General features: G+C 65.8%; 10 protein-coding genes and 1 tRNA gene. 2 read left to right on the top strand and 9 right to left on the bottom strand.

The genetic code is table 11. The features are described 5' to 3' along the window. Window positions 1-51 precede the first annotated feature (51 nt). The 5 genes from ASH04_RS08040 to ASH04_RS08020 all read right to left on the bottom strand — a co-directional run bounded on the left by ASH04_RS08040 (window position 52) and on the right by ASH04_RS08020 (window position 3497). Window positions 52-651 carry a hypothetical protein gene (locus tag ASH04_RS08040; protein WP_156394502.1) on the bottom strand — a complete coding sequence of 200 codons (600 nt, stop codon included), beginning with the start codon at window positions 649-651 and terminating at the stop codon, window positions 52-54. Window positions 652-1016: 365 nt separating this feature from the next. Continuing rightward, window positions 1017-1709: a hypothetical protein gene (locus ASH04_RS08035; RefSeq protein WP_235579966.1), complete on the bottom strand. Its 693-nt coding sequence runs from the start codon at window positions 1707-1709 to the stop codon at window positions 1017-1019. A 7-nt stretch (window positions 1710-1716) separates the two neighbouring features. Further along, window positions 1717-2529 carry a hypothetical protein gene (locus ASH04_RS08030; protein ID WP_057473241.1) on the bottom strand — a complete coding sequence of 271 codons (813 nt, stop codon included), beginning with the start codon at window positions 2527-2529 and terminating at the stop codon, window positions 1717-1719. A 580-nt stretch (window positions 2530-3109) separates the two neighbouring features. Then, a tRNA-Lys gene (locus ASH04_RS08025) sits at window positions 3110-3183 on the bottom strand. A gap of 92 nt (window positions 3184-3275) precedes the next feature. After that, the gene (locus tag ASH04_RS08020) at window positions 3276-3497 is read right to left on the bottom strand and encodes a DUF3618 domain-containing protein (RefSeq protein ID WP_027497653.1); all 222 of its coding nucleotides are present in this window, start codon (window positions 3495-3497) and stop codon (window positions 3276-3278) included. A 78-nt stretch (window positions 3498-3575) separates the two neighbouring features. Between ASH04_RS08020 and bcp the strand changes: the two genes are divergently transcribed. Next, the gene (bcp, locus tag ASH04_RS08015) at window positions 3576-4049 is read left to right on the top strand and encodes a thioredoxin-dependent thiol peroxidase (protein WP_057473240.1); all 474 of its coding nucleotides are present in this window, start codon (window positions 3576-3578) and stop codon (window positions 4047-4049) included. Here the strand turns inward: bcp and ASH04_RS08010 are convergent. Further along, a complete protein-coding gene (locus ASH04_RS08010) occupies window positions 4038-5402 on the bottom strand; it encodes a dipeptidase (RefSeq protein WP_057473239.1) in 1365 nt (454 codons plus the stop codon). The genes bcp and ASH04_RS08010 overlap by 12 nt on opposite strands. 74 nt (window positions 5403-5476) lie before the next feature. Continuing rightward, window positions 5477-6763: a hypothetical protein gene (locus tag ASH04_RS08005; protein WP_057473238.1), complete on the bottom strand. Its 1287-nt coding sequence runs from the start codon at window positions 6761-6763 to the stop codon at window positions 5477-5479. Window positions 6764-7121: 358 nt separating this feature from the next. On the opposite strand from ASH04_RS08005, the gene ASH04_RS08000 reads away from it, so the two are divergent. Next, window positions 7122-7760 carry a TetR/AcrR family transcriptional regulator gene (locus ASH04_RS08000; protein ID WP_080729227.1) on the top strand — a complete coding sequence of 213 codons (639 nt, stop codon included), beginning with the start codon at window positions 7122-7124 and terminating at the stop codon, window positions 7758-7760. Between the two features lie 77 nt (window positions 7761-7837). Here ASH04_RS08000 and acpS read toward each other — a convergent pair whose 3' ends face one another. Together acpS and ASH04_RS07990 are read right to left on the bottom strand one after the other, a co-directional pair. Beyond that, on the bottom strand, window positions 7838-8230 hold the full coding sequence (gene acpS, locus ASH04_RS07995; protein ID WP_008715184.1) for a holo-ACP synthase AcpS: 393 nt from the start codon (window positions 8228-8230) through the stop codon (window positions 7838-7840). Continuing rightward, the gene (locus tag ASH04_RS07990; RefSeq protein ID WP_057473237.1) at window positions 8230-17529 is read right to left on the bottom strand and encodes a type I polyketide synthase; all 9300 of its coding nucleotides are present in this window, start codon (window positions 17527-17529) and stop codon (window positions 8230-8232) included. Before ASH04_RS07990 ends, acpS begins: the two co-directional genes overlap by 1 nt. Between the last annotated feature and the right edge of the window lie 424 nt (window positions 17530-17953).

The raw sequence follows: 17953 nt of genomic DNA, 5'->3' as shown, positions 1-17953 counted from the left end.
CCCGGACAGCGTAGCTGCCCGCTGATATTCGGCCTTCCCCTTTCCCTACGACTACCAGGACATTCGGAGGCTCTTCAGTTCACTCGAATCGATAGTGCTGCCGTCCCATACGAATTGATCGTCGGGTAGTTCGGCGTGTTCGGTCAGTTTCTCGAGGTGAAGCGACTTGCTGTGATCGCGGCTGCTTAGGCTCGCGATGAGTCCGGTTCCGCCGTCGATGATCATTGTCGTGGTGAGTCCAGTGGGCGATGTCAGCTCGGTCGACCATGCCGGACGGCCAGCGTGGTCGACCGCTGTCGGGCCCTGGGTGACGTACTGAGCTGGTACGCGCCGAGTCAGGAGTGATCGCGGGCCGCAGAGATCTCGCGGGGTGAACAGTGCGCCGAGGCGGATCAGGCTGGTGGTGCGTTGATGGACCATCTGTCCATCGATGCGGGCGACGGGGGCTGTGTCGGTGGAGCTCGACGATGCGTAGACGATCTCGCCGTTGCGTTCGACCCACCAGCGGTCACCCCGGCCGTAGCGGAACTCGAAGTGATCGTCGACGAAGCCTTTATCGGTCTCACCGACGACGTGCAGTGAGCCTGACAGGTTAAGGTCGGTCGCCGCAGTGTTGCGCGCTGTGAGCTGTGGCCATGTCGGTGCAGTCACCGTCTCGAATTTACACCTGGCCTCGTTCGCTTCGACCTCCCCGAGCAGGGTCGCGAATTCCACCCGGCCGCACTCTTTCACCCAGGGCAGCTGTCGGGTCCGGACACAGCAAAGTACGCACCCTGATTGGAATTGGGGTGCGTACCTCCGCTGCCGGCGGGCCAGCGTCGATGTTCATCGGTTCCGCACTCCTGGTCGCCAGCCTCGCGCCGGTCGCGGCCAGCCGCGACGTCCGTGGGCTGAGCAAGCCAGCCCACTGGCCGACCACGGCACATTCCTCGTGACGGTCGCAGTCACTGCCACGTCGAGCGGGAACCCGTCGACTCTTCCCGACACCAACCCGTACCGGAGTAAAGGCAGTGCCCTCATCCACTACCTTCGCCGCAAGGGTGTTGGGGTGGGAACTCGCGCACCAGCTCCGGACGACGCCCGCGCAGGTACAGGCCGGTAAAGGTATGCGCTTCGTCGGCAAGCCAATGCCAACTTTCCCGCGGCCACGTTGCCGCCTCGGCGAGCGCGTCTGCCACGGTCACCACGCCGGTGTCAGAGCGTCGAAGGATCACCGAGTCGTCGTCCCAGTCGATCGAGGCAGCGCGTACATCGAGGGGTCCGTGGGCGGCGATGATGTCGAGGTCGGCGTCGACCGGAAATGACTCGTGCTGCACCCGCCGCTGAAACTCGTTATCCAGCATCTGGTCCTGAGTCAGCGACGCTACGAACCACGGCCTCACCGTGCCAGTTGTAGAAGCCCGGATCAGCAGCGCCGTCACCGCGCCCACCGACCCCGATCCTGAGTTCGTCACCGGCGCAACCACAATCGCCACGTTGCCGTCGATCACCACCACCGGCGCTCCGCCCAGACCCACGGATCGATCGGATTCCGATGCCGTTCCGAACGTGTCGTCGTAATCACCCGAAAGCAACTGCACCAGCAGTGGGCCCGTCGCGCGGCGCGCCACAGCCCACCGATCCCCACACGCGATTGCCTCGACCAGAACGCTGACGTGAGCGACCAGTCCCCCACGACCCGTACGCACAGCGAGCCGGTTCACCGTCACAGTGCGGTCACCGATCTTCGTGTCGCGGTCGCGCCTGCTCGTCGACCACACGACGCGCGGGATCGTCACTGGTATCGTGCGCCTCGCGGCCGGTAACGCCGGTGCCTTCGGGTAAGTGTGCGTACCAGCCGCTGAGACCGAGCGTAGCCATCGGCGCGCGAACCCCCGACCAGCCGATAGAACGAGCTTCGGCGAGGATGTCGCGTTCGACACCAGCACGTTCGGCCGGGAACAAGCGCCACCGAGCGAGAAGCTGCTGAACGAGTTCGAGCACGGTGACCTCGGGGCCGCTGCCCGGGTGTGCCCGCGGAGCGGCAGGAACACCGCTCCAGATGTGCGAACCGATCACAGGATGAACGAACCCATCTGCAATACGCGCGGACATCATCCTGCTGTGCGCTCTCGCCCCGGCAGCACCTGCGCCGTCCCCACGATCACCCCCGAGACGGGTGAACAATTCCACCGCAAGTCGGTACTGGTCCTCGTTGATCCGCGACCCATCCGCAACGCGCTCATCTCCGGACTTGAACGGTGTGAAACGTGAGAGCACGTCCGCCACCACGTCGGCGGCGTCGGGAGGTATCAATGGCGGCACCAACGTGAGGTCGCCGTGCACGGCCGACATATAGCCCAAGCAAGCGATGGCAAATCTGCTCCAGTCGCTCTCCCCCACCGCTACGGCCGTGGCGGCAAACACGAAGTCGTCGAACAGATCTCGGTGCACCGGCGGTAAGCGACGCATCGCGTTCGCGTCGGCCAACGAGACACCGTCGTAGATGAATTGTTCGAGGACTCGACCCTCTACTTCTTGCAACCACATATGAAAACCCGCGAACTAGGAAGACCGCCGGACGAAGCCGACGGGCGCGGGGTCACCGAACGCCAGTAAACACGCCCGGCCATTTCTCCACAAGCACGGCCCGAGGCGTCGTGGTCAGCCCGCCCTCGTCAGTTGCCGCACCGTTGCCTCGTGTTGGCAGGCGCATCAAATTCTGGGCGCGGGCGGGTTCACTCTGTCGCTGTCAGGCGGGACGGGATCGGTGGGGGGTAGTCCGAATGGCCTGTAGGTCCACCTGGGTGAGTCACCCTTGCACGGTTCACTTGCGTTCGATTGCGAGGGTTCAAAAAGATGAGTAAGTGATGACTGGAGCATCCACAGATGTCCATCAGCTACCGGCGGCGCGAATCCGGCACACAACTCGCAGGTCAGCGGCATAGCTGCCCGAACTTGAATCCCAGTATTTGCAATTAAGAGTCAAGTCTCCGAAACGCCCTCCGCCGCTTCAAAACCCGCAGGTCAGGGAGTTGTCGATTTTCGCGAAGCTTGCGGTCGCCTACGCGTACCCGGACAACAAAAAGTGCCCCTGACCAGCGATTACGCTGTTCAGGGGCACTTGGTGTGCGCCATCAGGGATTCGAACCCCGGACCCGCTGATTAAGAGTCAGCTGCTCTAACCAACTGAGCTAATGGCGCCGATCCGCACCGCGTGTTCTCTGCGGTGCGGGAGAAACATTAACAGCAGATGCGGCCAGATGTGAAATCGGCTGGTCAAGGCACCTGTTGCGTCAGTTGAAGATCCTGCGAACCACGAGAACTGCTACCACTGCGCCGACTCCGAGCAGAGTGAACTTCACGGCCGGCTCGTTGAGCTTGGCCACCACCGTCTGCTTGGTGTTGGCGACGATGTTCTTGGGGCTGGCACGGACGCTCAGCTCGTCCAGCGTGCTGGCCAGCTGATTGCGAGCGGCCTCGATCTCGCGCTCGATTCGGTCGGTGTCCTTGGCCACGTGTCCTCCAACTTGTCTGCAAATAGTCTTGGTCGTACTCGAGCCTAGAGCACGGTGGTATTTCGATACTCTCGTGCGGTGACCGAATACAGCAAGCTCGAGCCGGGCGACACCGCTCCGGCGTTCACCCTGCCCGATGCAGACGGCAACGACGTCTCCCTCGCCGACTACGCCGGCAAGAAGGTGATCGTGTACTTCTACCCCGCCGCGAGCACCCCGGGCTGCACCAAGCAGGCCTGCGACTTCCGCGACAGTCTCGCCGAGCTCAACGGCGAAGGCCTCGAGGTCATCGGCATCTCCCCCGACAAGCCGGCCAAGCTCGCCAAGTTCCGCGACAAGGAGGATCTGACATTCCCCCTGCTCTCCGACGAGGAGAAGACGACGTTGCAGGCCTGGGGTGCGTTCGGGGAGAAGAAGAACTACGGCAAGGTCTACGAGGGCGTCATCCGCTCCACGTTCCTCGTAGACGAGGCCGGCAAGATCGAGGTGGCGCAGTACAACGTGCGCGCCACCGGCCATGTCGCCAAGCTCCGCCGCGACCTAGCGGTGTGATCTGGCCAATCGCTGCAGGAACAATGCCTCGGCGACGGCCATCTTCTCGATTTCCGTCGGGTCCACGCTCTCGTTCGGGGCGTGGATCCGGCATCGGGGCTCTTCGACGCCCATCAGCACGATCTCGGCGTCCGGCAACGCCTCCGCCAACGCGTTGCACAACGGAATGGACCCGCCCTGCCCCGCCGTCCCCATGGGACGTCCGAATGCCTCTTCCAAGGCACCTGACAACGCCGCGTAGCCCGGGCCATCCGTTCCGGCCCGGAACGGCGAACCGATCGCCTCACGCTCGACGGTGACGCGCGCATTCCACGGCGTGCGTGCCTCCAGATGCGCCACCAACGCATCCTGCGCCTGCTGCGGATCCATCCCTGGCGGAACTCGCAAATTGAGCCGTGCCGAGGCTCGAGGGGAGATGGCGGCGGCCGAGCCCACGACGGGTGGGCAGTCGATTCCGAGAACGGTCAGAGCCGACCGTGCCCATACGGCGTCGGCCACGGTGCCCGAACCCGCCAGCGCGACTCCGTCGAGCACCCCGGCGTCGGATCTGAACTGCTCGGCGTCGTACGGCACCCCATCCCAGGTCTGCGTGCCATCGAGACCGTCGACCGTGGTGTCACCGTGCTCGTTGCGCAGTGTGGCCAGCACCTGGATCAGCGCGCCGAGCGCATCGGGTGCCGGTCCCCCGTACATTCCCGAATGCACTTCTCCGGCAAGCGTTTCCACGTGTACGACGACGTTGGCTATCCCACGCAGGGTGGTGGTGACCGTCGGCAGACCCACCGCAGTGCTGCCGGTGTCCCCGATCACCACGACATCGGCAGCGAACAACTCGGGCCGCTCGTCGACGAGTGCTTCGAGACCGCCCGTGCCCATCTCTTCAGAACCCTCGCAGACGATGCGCACGCCGACGTCGAGCGACTCCCCCACCGCGCGCAGCGCCAGCAGATGCATCAAGACGTTGCCTTTGCAGTCGGCTGCACCTCGGCCGTACCACCGACCGTCACGCTCGGTCAGCTCGAAAGGCTCACTGTCCCAGTAGCTTCTGTCGCCGGGAGGCTGGACGTCGTAGTGCGAATACAACAGAACGGTCGGTGCTCCCGCCGGTGCCGGCCGAGAACCGACGACAGCCAGTGAGCCGTCGTTGGTCTCGATCAACTGCACGTCGGGGATTCCGGCGTCGACGAACGCCCGCTGCACCCATTGCGCTGCGCCGACGCATTCCTCCACCGGGAACTGCCGAGGATCGTGCACAGATCGGAACCGGACCAGTTCTGCCAGCTCCGATTTCGCGCGAGGCATCGACTTCGCGATCGCGGATCGAATGTCGGCGGGGCGTGCATCGGTCGGCATGGTTCCTCCAGACGAGAAATGACAGACGGGCTCTCGCCAGTCTGTCATTTGCTCGCACCTACCGAAGCGACACGTCAGCCTCCGGCCAATTCCTGCGCGATCCACTCACCTGTGTGCTGCCAGTGCCGATCCCAGGCTTCCTGCTCGAGTTGCTCCTGGGATTTGCCCGGCTCGGGAACGACGGTGGGCACAGTCAATTGCGGCGGATCCACAGTCACCGCAGCGGGCTTCGGGGTACCTGCAGGCGAAACGTCCTGCGGCACCCAGGGCTGCGGCGTCCACTGTTGCGGAGTCCCTTGCTGTGTAGTCCACTGCTGTGTCGTACCGGTCGGCGAGGTGGTCGTCGGCTCGACGGCCGAATCCGCCGTGGGCGGGAGCGTCTTCGGCAGGGCGTCGACCGGCAGTACAGGCGCAATAGTCGTCGGATCGACGTATCGCGTTGCGCCGGCCAAATCGGCACCGTCATTGCGTCGGTCGACGCTCTGCCCGGCGGTCGCATCCCCATTACTCGGCAGCGTGGCTGCAACGGCGACACCGGCCGAGGCCACCCCGGCGAGCAGCACCGCAGCGAAGATCAGTTTGCGGCCGCCGGTCGCTGAACTCGACCTGCCCGTTGCTGCCACCGGGGACGCCGGCACCACCGAAGGGATCGTCTCCGGCCCTGCGGCTTCTTCCGCGTCGTCGGCCCTCTCCGTTTCCACGAGAGCGGCCTGATCCTCGGCCGAAACCGATGCGAGCCAGGCCGCTCCGCAGGCAGCGACCCGATCAGCGGCACACACCCGCACGACGGGCACACCGAGACCGAGGGAGAGAATGTCGATCAAGTCCCGGTTGCTCGATCTGTCTCCGAACAGCGCCACCGCCTGTGGTTTCTTGCCGGATTCGTCGACCACTTCCCAGGCCAGCGGAATCGTGCTGCCGATTCGTTCGGGGGACATCGAGTCCAGGGCAGCATTCTTGGCGGGCGTGAGTGTGGCATCGGCTGCGTCGGCGAGAGAGATGGATACGCCGCGTTCGCCCATGTAATAGAGCAGCACCGTGATCGCGTCGGCGAGATCCTTCGTACGGCCCAACCAGGACAAGAACGACTGGGATGCCGAGACGAACACCGTCGACTCGTCGGTCACTGCCGTGGCGAGTTCGGCGCGCTCGGACTCGGACCGATGCACGACGGCGACGGCGTCGACCGACACGTCGAGCATTGCTGCCTCGGCACGCATATCCGAGATCGCGCGCGGCAGAACGGCGGTCACGTCGGGGTCGAGCGAGGTGGTGGAGTGCGCGAGCACCTCCCCCGAGGTCGGCTCGAGCAGGACCGTCTGCATCGAGCCGGATTCGATCGCTGTACCGATTGTTGCCACTGCAGTCTCCCTGTGCTCGGGGTGAGGCTCCCGACCATGAACGTCGTCCCACGGACACGAACGACGGCCACCCTGCACGGAAATTGATTCGTTATCCATAACCATACCTGCTGCCCGTTTGGCTGGCCGATATCGGACTTGGGGATTGTCACAGTAAGACGGCCCGACAGCTGTCGACGCACACAGCGCTCCCCCACAACAACGCCCGAATCCGGAGTGGGCGATGCGACCCGCACGACAGAAGTGGATACCGTGCACCCGCGACGGATAGCCTGACCGGGTGGAATCCTCTGCTCGTGCCCAGTCCTCGCGCCGTCTCGACGCCGCGCTCGAGTCGACGGCGCAGACTCAGGAGCTGATGCCGAGGCGCCGTCCCACGCAGGAACGCAGCCAACGCAAATTCGACGCGTTGCTCCAGGCGTCGCGTGAACTGCTCAGCGACGTGGGCTTCGAGTCGTTCACCTGTGAAGAAGTCGCGTCACGGGCAGAGCTGCCGATCGGCACGCTGTATCAGTTCTTCGCCAACAAGTACGTCATCGTCTGCGAACTCAATCGTCAGGACCTCGTGGGCGTCCAACAGGAATTGGCAGAGTTCGACGGCGAGGTCCCGTCCCTGGACTGGGTGCGGTTCCTGAACAATTTCGTCGACCACATGGCCGGCATGTGGATGACGGACCCGTCGCGCCGCGAGGTATGGCTCGCGATGCAGTCGACACCGTCCACCCGCGCCACCGGGGTCATTCACGAGCGCGAGTTCGCCGATCAGGTCTCACGCATGCTCGGACCGTTGACGCCGCGCACACCGCGGCATCGTCGCAATCTGATGGCCCAGGTGTTGGTGCACATCGTCTACTCGATGCTGAACTTCTCGGTGCAGGACGGCCAGAGCCACGAAGATGCCGTGGCCGAACTCAAGCGAATCATGATGGCGTATCTGCTCGTCGCAGAGAAGGAAAGCAGGCGCTCGGGTGGGTCGGTCAACACCGACGACGCGTGACCCAGCCGCTTCACCCATACGAAAGGCCCGCCCGATCTCGTGGATCGGACGGGCCTTCGTCGTCGTTCAGCGCGGAGTTACTCCTCCAGGATCGCCACCGCGGCGGCGATATCGCCGTCGTGCGTCAGCGACAGGTGAATCTTGACCGTCGGCAGAAACTCCTGTGCCATGCCGTGCAGCTTGATGGACGGTCGACCCCACGCATCGTTGACGACCTCGATCAACGGGTACGGATTGTCGCCGATCTGCGGCGGCCGCGCGAAACGTGATGTCGCCCAAGCTTTCAGAACTGCTTCCTTGGCTGCCCACCGTGCTGCGTAGTGCCGCGTCGGGTCGGAGCTCTTGGTCGCCGCGTGCCGACGTTCACCCGCGGTGAAGCTGTCGCGGATCATCGTCGTGCCGACCTTCTCCATCTGCTCGGCGAAGTCGGACACCGTCACCAGGTCGAAACCCACTCCCAGGATTGCCATCAGATGGCACCCGGCAGACCGGAGGAGTAGACGTCGTCCTCGCCGAGGCGAGCGGACTCGTTGAGCAACACGTTGGCCTCCAGTTCGCGTGACGCCTTGGCCGGCGTCCCGTCATGTCCCAGTCGTCGATCGTCGGGCCGCTCGTAGAGGGAGTCGCCACCCACCATCGCGGAGATCAGCCTGCGCTGACCGGCGATACGACGCTCGTTCGCCTTCGCGATGTACTCCGCACGCCGCTCGGCCGGAACGGCCTCGAGGAATGCTTGCGGGTGCACCAACGCGATGAGTCCGGACACGTGCCCGAAGCCGAGCGAGGTGAGCAGACCCGCCTTCAGCGGAACCGAGTCACCGAAGCGCAGCGGCTCGCGAGCCCACACCAAGTGCTCGAAACCGGTCATCTTGTCGTCGACGCAGTCGAGGCTGCGGTTCGGCGGGATGACGCCGTTGGCCAGCACCTGGCACAGGCCGATCAGCTGCCAGGCAGCCGCTCCACCCTTCGAGTGGCCGGTGAGGGACTTCTGCGAGACGACGAACAGCGGAGCGCCGTCCGATCGGCCGATGGCCTTGGCCAGGCGGGTGTGCAGCTCGGCCTCGTTGGGGTCGTTGGCTGCAGTCGAGGTGTCGTGCTTGGAGATCACGGCCACGTCGTCTGCGCTGACGCCGAGTGCGTTGAGCGAGAGCGCAAGTGCCGAATCCCTGCCGCCGCGACCGGCGCTGAGTGCGCCGAGTCCCGGAGCCGGGATGGAGGTGTGCACTCCGTCGCCGTACGACTGTGCGTAGGCCACCACTCCGAGGACGGGCAGGCCCATCTCGAGTGCCAGATCGCCGCGAGCGAGCAGAATCGTTCCGCCGCCGTGCGATTCGACGAACCCTCCACGCCTGCGGTCGTTGGCCCGGGAGAAGCGTCGATCGCTGATTCCCTTGGCGGACATCGCTGCCGAGTCCGCGGTGGCCGACATGTCGCCGAAGCCGATGATGCCTTCGGTGCTCAGGTCGTCGAATCCGCCGGCGACCACGAGCTGCGCCTTGCCCAGCTTGATCTTGTCGACGCCCTCCTCGACCGAGACGGCCGCGGTGGCGCAGGCGGCGACGGGGTGAACCATCGCGCCGTAGCTACCGATGTACGACTGAACCACGTGTGCAGCAACGACGTTCGGCAGAGCCTCCTGAAGGATGTCGTTCGCACGAGCATCGCCGAGCAGGGTGTCGATGTACAGCGAGCGCATGGACTCCATGCCGCCCATGCCGGTGCCCTGAGTGTTGGCGACTAGCGTCGGGTGCACCCAGCGCATCAGTTCCGACGGGTTGAAGCCCGAGGAGATGAAGGCGTCGACCGTGGTGACGATGTTCCACAGGGCAACACGATCCACCGAACTCGCCATGTCGGGCGAGATGCCCCACTTGGTGGGATCGAATCCGGTCGGAATCTGACCACCCACGGTACGGGTGAGCTTCATCTTGCGCGGAACGCGAATCTCGGTGCCCGCCTTGCGAGTGACCTGCCAGTCGCTCGAATCGGGAACCGGTGTGATCAGCGTGTGCTCGGGATCGGCAGCCGCGAACGACCGTGCGTCGATCTCGGTTCCGACGACGAACGTGAGGTCGTTGTCGAGGAAGATCGAGGTCATCAGCGGAGCGGTGTTACCGACCATTGCGCCGTCGTCGCCGTACGTGCGGATACCGCACTTCTCGACCACGATGTCGTGGTACTTGTCGGCGATGTCCTCCTCGGGAACGAGGTCACCGGACTCGATGTCGTACCAGCCCGGCTTGGGATCGTTCTCCCAGGCAATCAGGCCGGTGTTCCACGCGAGTTCGAGAACGCCTGCGGCAGAGAGCTGCTCGTCGACCTCCATCTCGAAGCGAGTACGCGCCGAACCGTAGGGCCCGAGCTCACCCGCACCGACGATGACGATCAGGTCCTTCGGATCGACATCGAGGGTCGGCCACGCCGGAGCGGTCGTCGGGGCTAGCCGCGGAGGTGCAGGCAGCGCGGCGATGACCGAACTGTCCACGGCCTCTTCGGTCTTCTCGGCCGCAGCAGCCGCCGCGTCGCGAGCAAGCTCGACGAGGTTGAGCTTGGTGTTGGCCAAGCCACCTGCCAGATCGGCGACGATGGGCTCCTGAGCAGCCCGACGACGTGCGTCGAAGGTGCACAGGCGCAGCAGCTCGGTCGCCATCTCCTCGGTCGACCAGGTACGGACACCTTCGGCTTCGACCGCCTCGACGATGGGATCGTTGCCGCCCATCAAGCCGGTTCCGCGAACCCACCCGATGTGAGCGTGCGCGATGGACACCCGCTCGGCCCAGTTCTTCTCCGAGCCCCACTTCGCGACGACTGCATCGAGTGCGGCCTTCGACTCACCGTAGGCACCGTCGCCACCGAACATTCCACGGTTCGGCGATCCTGGTAGCACCACGTGCAGATGAGTGTCGATGTCGTTGTCGTAGCCGACCTTCGACAGTCCGGTGATCAGACGCTCGACCGACCAGAGCAGCACGCGCATTTCCATCTCGGCGCGAGCTCCGGCGTCGGACATCTCGCCCATGACCCGGGGTGCGGCGAACGGGAACAGCATCGTCGGAGTGGCAGCTGCCTTGACCAATGTCTTTGCGCCACCGGCAGTGTCGATGTAGTCACTGCCGATCCACTCGATGAGGGCATCGACGTCGGTGTACGACGCGATGTTGGCCGGAACCACCCACAGCGACGCTCCGTTGCGAGCGTTGTCGCGGTAGAGCGAGCGGTAGAAGCCCAGGCGCTCGTCGTCGAGCCTGGAGGTGGTGACGAAGACCGTCGCTCCCCCGGCCAACAACTGAGCGGTCACGGCCGCGGCGATGGATCCCTTGCTGCCACCGGTGACGACTGCGACGTCGTCGGCCCACTGCCCCTTGTCCTCGGATGCGACCGCGATGTCTGCGATGCGTCCGAAGGTCTCGGCGAGCACGGTCTTGTTCTCGTAGTCGGCCTTGGCCTTCCACCACTGTGCTTGAGCTGCAACGGCATTGCCTGCACCGGCGAAGGACTCGACGGCCACGTCACCTGCGGTACCGAGCCACAACCGAGCCAGATCCTCACGGGCGGTGGCCCACCGGTCGTCGATCAGCACTGCGCGCTTGGCGTCGAACGCGGGAGCGACGAGGCGAGGCCAGTCGGAGCCGAGCTCGGCCGAAACCAGCTCCACCAGAGCAGCATCGGGGTTCTCGGCCAGCAGCGCGTTGGGTGCGTCCGCCAGGCCGAGCTGTTCGAGCACCAACCGGGCTGCGGAGGCGAGAACGCCGTCGCGACCGGTGATGTGCTCGGTGAACTCGCCCAGAGCAGCAGCGTCGACGGTTCCGCCGGCCCCGCCACCTGCCTGAGGCATGGACACTGCGATTCCGCGACGAGCGGCAACCGACGCAACCGCGGCGTCGATGACGTTGTCGACAGCAGTGCCGTCGGCGAGAGCGCCGTCGGCCAGGCCACCGAGTGCACCGCCGCGGACCGAGGCACCATCACGGGTACCGAGAGCGACCTCGGCGGTGACGTGGTGCGCCCAGCCGTCGCCCAGTTCCCAGGTCTTCTTGACGCGGTCGGCGATGGAGGCCGGGCGTCGTCCCGAGGGGCCGAAGACCTTGCGGAGATGGTCGTTGATCGAGTCGCTGAGCACCGGGCCGAACGGCTTGTAGGTACGAGCCAGCTTGTTCACCGTGCCCGAGAGCGCGCCCATGTCGGCGTCGGCTGCGCCGTCGATGGCACCGAGCGAGAGCTCGGAGCCGAGGTCGACGAGCAGCTGGTTACGACGTGAGGACACGCCGTCGCACAGTGCCTCGATGGTGTCGGCGGGCCCGATCTGATCGAGCTGCAGTTTGGTCCACAGTCCGATGAGAATCTTCGTCGCGTCGGCGGCGACGAACGCGATGTCGTCGGGGCGCGGTCCGCCCGAAGGTGCAGCGGCCGGAGCGGGTGCTGCAGCCGGAGCAGCTGCGGCTGCCGGAGCAGCGGTTTCGGGAGCGGGTGTTGCCTCGTCCTCGTCGGCCGGAGCCGGGTCGGTATCGGTGCCGTAGACGATCGCGGCTTCGCGCTCGAGGTTCAGCACCTCGACCGGGTGGCCGAAGCGGCCGGGCAGCTTGAGAGTCTGCGACGCGAGGTTGGCCACGGTCGGTGTTGCACCGAGCCCGATCTCGACGAAACGCTCGACGCCCATACCGCCGTCGGACTCGTCTGCGAACAGCAGATCCTGAGTCTCGATCCACCGGACCGGGCTGGCGAACTGCCATGCGAGCAATTCGGTCAGAATCACGCGGCACAGATCGCTCGGCCGTGCGGCCCACGAATCGAACTCTGCGAGAACGGTGTTCAGCGGCTCGGACGGTACGAGGTCGGCGATCTCCTGAACGAAGGCCCGGTCGAGCGAGAACGGCTTGGGCACCAGGTTCGGAATGTAGCGACCGACCAGGATCGCGGGATCGAGCTGCTCGGGCAGCAGGGTCTCGAGGCGGCTACGGAAATCGTCGACTCCACCGCGCAGAACCGTCGAGTGGAACGGCACGTCGATGCCCGGAACCATGATGTAGGCGGCCTTGCCGCCGAACTCTGCCCGGCGAATGGCGATCTTCTTCTCGAGCTCCCCGAGGCCGGCAACGGTGCCTGCGATGGCGTACTGCGAGCCACGCAAGTTGAGGTTGACGATCTCGAGGAACTCACCGGACTCTTCTGCGACACCGGCGACGAAGCCCTGCACGTCCTCGTCGGCCAGGCCGATCTGGGACGGGCGGATGGCAGCCATACGGTAGTCACTGCGGCCGTTCTCGTCACGGGGAACGAGTGCGTGCATGGCCGAGCCACGCTGGAAGACGACCTCGAGAACGGCCTCGAGCGGGAGCACACCGGCAACGGCGGCCAGAGCGTTGTACTCACCCACCGAGTGGCCGGCGAGAATCGAATTCTCCACGAACGCTCCGGATTCGCGCAGTTCGGCAACCTGTGCGACACCGAGAACGGCCATCGCAACCTGGGTGAACTGCGTCAGGTGCAGCACACCGTCGGGATGCTTGTGCGTGACCCCGCGGGCCTTGAGCGACGTCGGATTGTCGCGCACGACAGCGAGAATGGAGAAGCCGAGCGCGCTGCGGGTGTGCTTGTCGGCTCGCTCCCAGATCTCACGCGCGGCCTTGGAGCGAGCGCGTGCGTCCAGTCCCATACCCGGGCGCTGGATGCCCTGGCCGGGGAACGCGTAGACGGTCTTCGGCGCGGCGGTGCGTGCGGTGGCGACCATGACCAGTTCGCCGCCGACTCGGCAGGACACCTCGACCAGTTCGGCACCCTGATCGAATCCGGTGCGGTCGACGCGAACGTCGATCTCCGCTCCGGGACGGACCATTCCGAGGAAACGAGCAGTCCAGGCAGTGAGACGACGCGGAGGAGTCTTGGTGTCCTCATGGTCGACTGCGGTGACGGTCTGCTGCGCCGCAGCCGAGAGCCACATGCCGTGCACGATCGGGCTACCGAGGCCGGCGAGCAACGCCGCGGCATCCGAGGTGTGAATCGGGTTGTGATCGCCCGAGACCTGGGCGAACGCGGCCATGTTTCGCGGGGCCACGATGGTGGCCTGGCGACGGCGACGACGCGGGGTGTCCTTGGCGTCGGCGCTCAGCGAACCGCCGGCGCGAGCCGGATCCACCAACTCGCCCTTGCCGGTGCGTCCACGAATGGCGAAGCGCTCCACCAGAGTTGCGACGGCCGGGGCGTCGAGCCCCTCACCGAGCATGGCACCGATTTCGACGGTGACCTCGACGACGCGACCGAGATCGGTGTCGAGCACCTCTCCTGCAGCGGCCTTGACCACGAGAATCGAAGTGTCGGTCGGCAATTCACCGACGAGGTTGACGCTGTGATCGAGGTGCACCAGGTCGAGCATGCCCTCGATGACGTCGATGCCCTCGGCGTTGCGCGTGGCACCCAGAACAGCGAAGACGGCGGGCCAGCAGGCGCCGACGAGGACGTCGGGAACGGCTTTGCCGCTGACGGTCAGTGTGTCGGGCAGTCCGGATCCGGTGACGCCGGCGTGGTCGGCGATCAGATCGGGGATCCACGCGATGTTCAGCCGCGCGACACCGTTCTTGACCGTCGGAAGGTCCTGTCCTGCCGCAACTCCGAGCAGTGCCGACATGGCCTGCTGTGCATCTTCTGCGGTGACGACCGGAGCGCCGCCGTCGATGGTGGAGGCGGGCACCGTCAGACGGATGCGTACTTCCTTGCCCGGGGCGAGCGGGACCAGCAGTTCGACGTGCTCGGTGTCGAGCACGGTCAACGTGGAGCCGGTCTGTGGGTGCGAGGCGACCGTATCGGAGTCGACGGTCCAGTCGGCCGGATCTCCCAGGCGTGCAACGGGGTTCTGCGTCATGCGCGAGGCCCAGGTGACGTCGGGAGCTGCCAGCACGATGCCCAGCAGTCCCGGTGCGATCTCGGCGTGGCGTCGGCTGGCGATGGCCGCCGGCTCGACACCCTCGGCGAGAAGCTGGTCCGCGGTGGCCTTCTCGAAGCGGTTCAGCAGTTCGCCCACCGGCTCGTCGACGCGAGTGATACCGGCGACGGCAACGGTTCCGGGGATGATGCAGACCTGATCGGCCGAGTAGCGAGCGTCGTGTGCCTGCCACAGCGAGTCACTGCGCCACCAGCGGCGCACGTCACCGTCGACGACGGGAACGAAGTTGACGGGCTTGCCGGGCATGCGGCACAGCGAGGTGAAGAAGGTGATGTCGGCAGGGTGCAGCACCACGTCACCGGCGTCGGGGAACTGAGCGAGCAGTGACTTCAGTGCTGCGCGCGGACGCTCGAGTACCTCGGCGTCGGCGAACAGGGTGGGGATGGGTCCACGATCGACCGGGTGCAGACGTGCCTCGGCGCGCTGCAGCATTTCGAGGAAGCGGGTGCGCCAGGTGACGTCGAGCCACACCGATTCACGGGCCTCGGTCACGGCATCGGTGAACTCACCGCCGCAATCGAATTCGCTGCGCGAGTCCGTTCCGATGGCCAGATCCAGGTAGCGGCTCAGCCACTGCTGGTAGGTCATCTCGGCGACGTCGCCGAAGAACGGCTTGGCGGTGCCGTCGAGTGCGGCGATGATCTCGTCGCGGCGCTCGGCAACGGCGTCGGCGTTGCCGGCGACCTCGTCGAGCAGCCGACCGCAACGTGATGCCGCGTTGTCGATCTCGTGGATGTCGGCACCGAGCTGGCTGCGGCCCGACGCCATTCCGCCGTTGGCGGTTCCGGCACCGACCCAGTCGGGGGTTCCCGGAGTGTCGACGAGAAGCTGCTTGACCTCGGGAGCGGTCGTGGCTTCCAGAGTGGCCATCGCAGCGGTACCGACGAGGATGCCGTCGAGAGGCATCTTCGGGTATCCGTGCACGGCAGACCAGGTTCCGGTCAGGTAGTCCGCGGCCCGCTCGGGTGTTCCGATACCGCCGCCGACGCAGATCACCAGGTTGGGACGCGAGCGGAGCTCGGCGTAGGTGGTCAGCAGCAGGTCATCGAGGTCTTCCCACGAGTGGTGTCCGCCTGCGCGGCCACCTTCGATATGGACGTTGACCTGGTAGGTCGGAACCTCGTTGGCGATGCGGATCACGGCACGAATCTGCGCGACGGTTCCCGGCTTGAACGAGACGTAGCTGATGCCGGCCTCGGAGAGCTCCTCGATGAGAGCCACTGCCTCGTCCAGTTCGGGGATGCCTGCCGTGACGACGACGCCGTCGATGGCCGCACCCGCTGCACGGGCCCGCTGCACGATGCGGCGACCGCCGAGCTGCAGCTTCCACAGGTACGGGTCGAGGAAGAGCGAGTTGAACTGGATGGCGCGGCCGGGCTCGAGCAACGTGGAGAGCTCGGCGACGCGGTCGGTGAAGATGTCTTCGGTGACCTGGCCGCCACCGGCGAGCTCGGCCCAGTGGCCTGCGTTGGCTGCGGCCGCGACGATCTTCGCGTCGACGGTCGTCGGCGTCATGCCGGCGAGCAGGATCGGCGAACGTCCGGTCATCTTGGTGAAGGAGGTTTCCACGACGACACGGCCGTCGGGCAGCGTCACAGGCTTGGGCGCGAATGCCGACCATGCCGGCTGCACCTCGGGAGCGGCACCGGGAGTGAGCAGATTGCGGTGGCCGCCGCGTGAGGATGCCGCGATGATGCCGACGCCCTGTCCACGCAGCGCCGGGGTGGTCATGCGGGTGAGGAGGTCACCGGGTCCGAGGTCGAGGATCCAGTCCGCGCCGGCCTCGACGACACCGTCGATGGCGTCGACCCAGTCCACGGAATCGACGAGGATCTTCTGCGCCAGTTCGCGGGCCAGGGCGGCGTCGAGACCGCACCGCTGCGCCCAGGCGTCGACGAGCTCCACGGCGTCGTTCAATGCGGGGTGATGGAAGCCGATCTCGACCGGGAGCTGCTCGAAGACGGGTGCGAACACCGCGCCGCCGCGCTTCTTGGCATCGCGCTCACGTTCTTCCCGAGCCGCGATCTGCTCGCACTTCTCCTGCACGCGAGCCAACTGAGCCGGCGGGCCGGACAGCACGACGCGGCGACGACCGTTGCGGATGGCCAGAGCAGCGGAGCGTTCGGGTGCTCCCGGTAGCGCGAGCTCGTCGACTATTGCCTGCAGACGTTCGGGCTCGACGTTGCCGACCGAGACCATCGGAGCACGGTCACCGGCACCGATGATGCCGCGGCGACGTCCGACGAGTCCGGCAGCAGCGCCGACCAACTGCGCGATGGCCAGGAAGTTGGCGTCCTGTGCGCCGTCCGCGGCGACGGACTCGGCGGCGATGAGGCCCTGCGAGTGTCCGACCACCTTGACCGGCGGGGTCTGGGCGGGGTCGAGGCCCTGCAACTTCAGCGCGCGCAACGCGGCGACCTGAGTGAGGAAGACGCCCGGCAGAGACACCGCAGCCGAGGTCAGTGCCGCTTCGGAGGGCCCGTAGGAGCCGGCGGTGTCGTCGTCGGCGAGGTCCTGCTCGAGCATCCAACCGATCGGGTCGAAGCCGACCGAGCGGACGACCAGCAGCTCGTCGGACACGGGCGCGAGCACTGCTGCGGCCTCGTTGACGAGATCGGTCAGTTCGGGCTCGAGTGCGGAATCGCGCGCGAGCTCTTCGAGCGAACTCAGCCAGGGCGCACCCTGACCACCGAACGCCAGGGCGTACGGCTCGCCCGCGGCGAATCGATCTGCCAGAGTCCGAGAGCCGCCACTGCTTCTAGGGGCTTTGCCTGCGTTGCCTGTGCTTCGCGAGCCGCGTCCGTGTGATGGTGTGCTCTCGTTGATCGTCAAGGCTGAAGATTCCTCTCGTGGACGTCTCGGGGGGTCGAGGCGTTCGCTGTGATGACTGCCGTGGTGCGTCGTGGGCAACAGGGCAAAGCGTGAGCCTGTCTTCGTCGACAGGTCTCCTTCGCGCTGCTCCAGGTTGACACAAAATCATGAGGAAATCCTCAGGTTTGCTCGGACGTCCGAGTGCTACCAGCGAGTACGTCCGCGCAAGCGCCTTTACTTTTTGTTTACCCAACTCGCGAGTAACCCGCATCCACCCTGGCGGGAGACTCGGCGGCGACGGCGAAACATGAGGGAACCCTCGCATTTTTCGTTATCTTTTTGTGATGTGATCTCGAGCACTCCGTGAGCGTCCGGTGACCTGTCGGTGGGGTCGTCTAGCTTTCTCCTACGAACCGCATCCGATAGGGCGGTCGACGAACTCCGG

The sequence above is a fragment of the Rhodococcus sp. Leaf233 genome (assembly GCF_001426165.1).
In the GTDB taxonomy this organism is placed as follows: Bacteria; Actinomycetota; Actinomycetes; order Mycobacteriales; family Mycobacteriaceae; genus Rhodococcoides; species Rhodococcoides fascians.
This window is presented reverse-complemented; position numbering and strand designations above follow the sequence as displayed.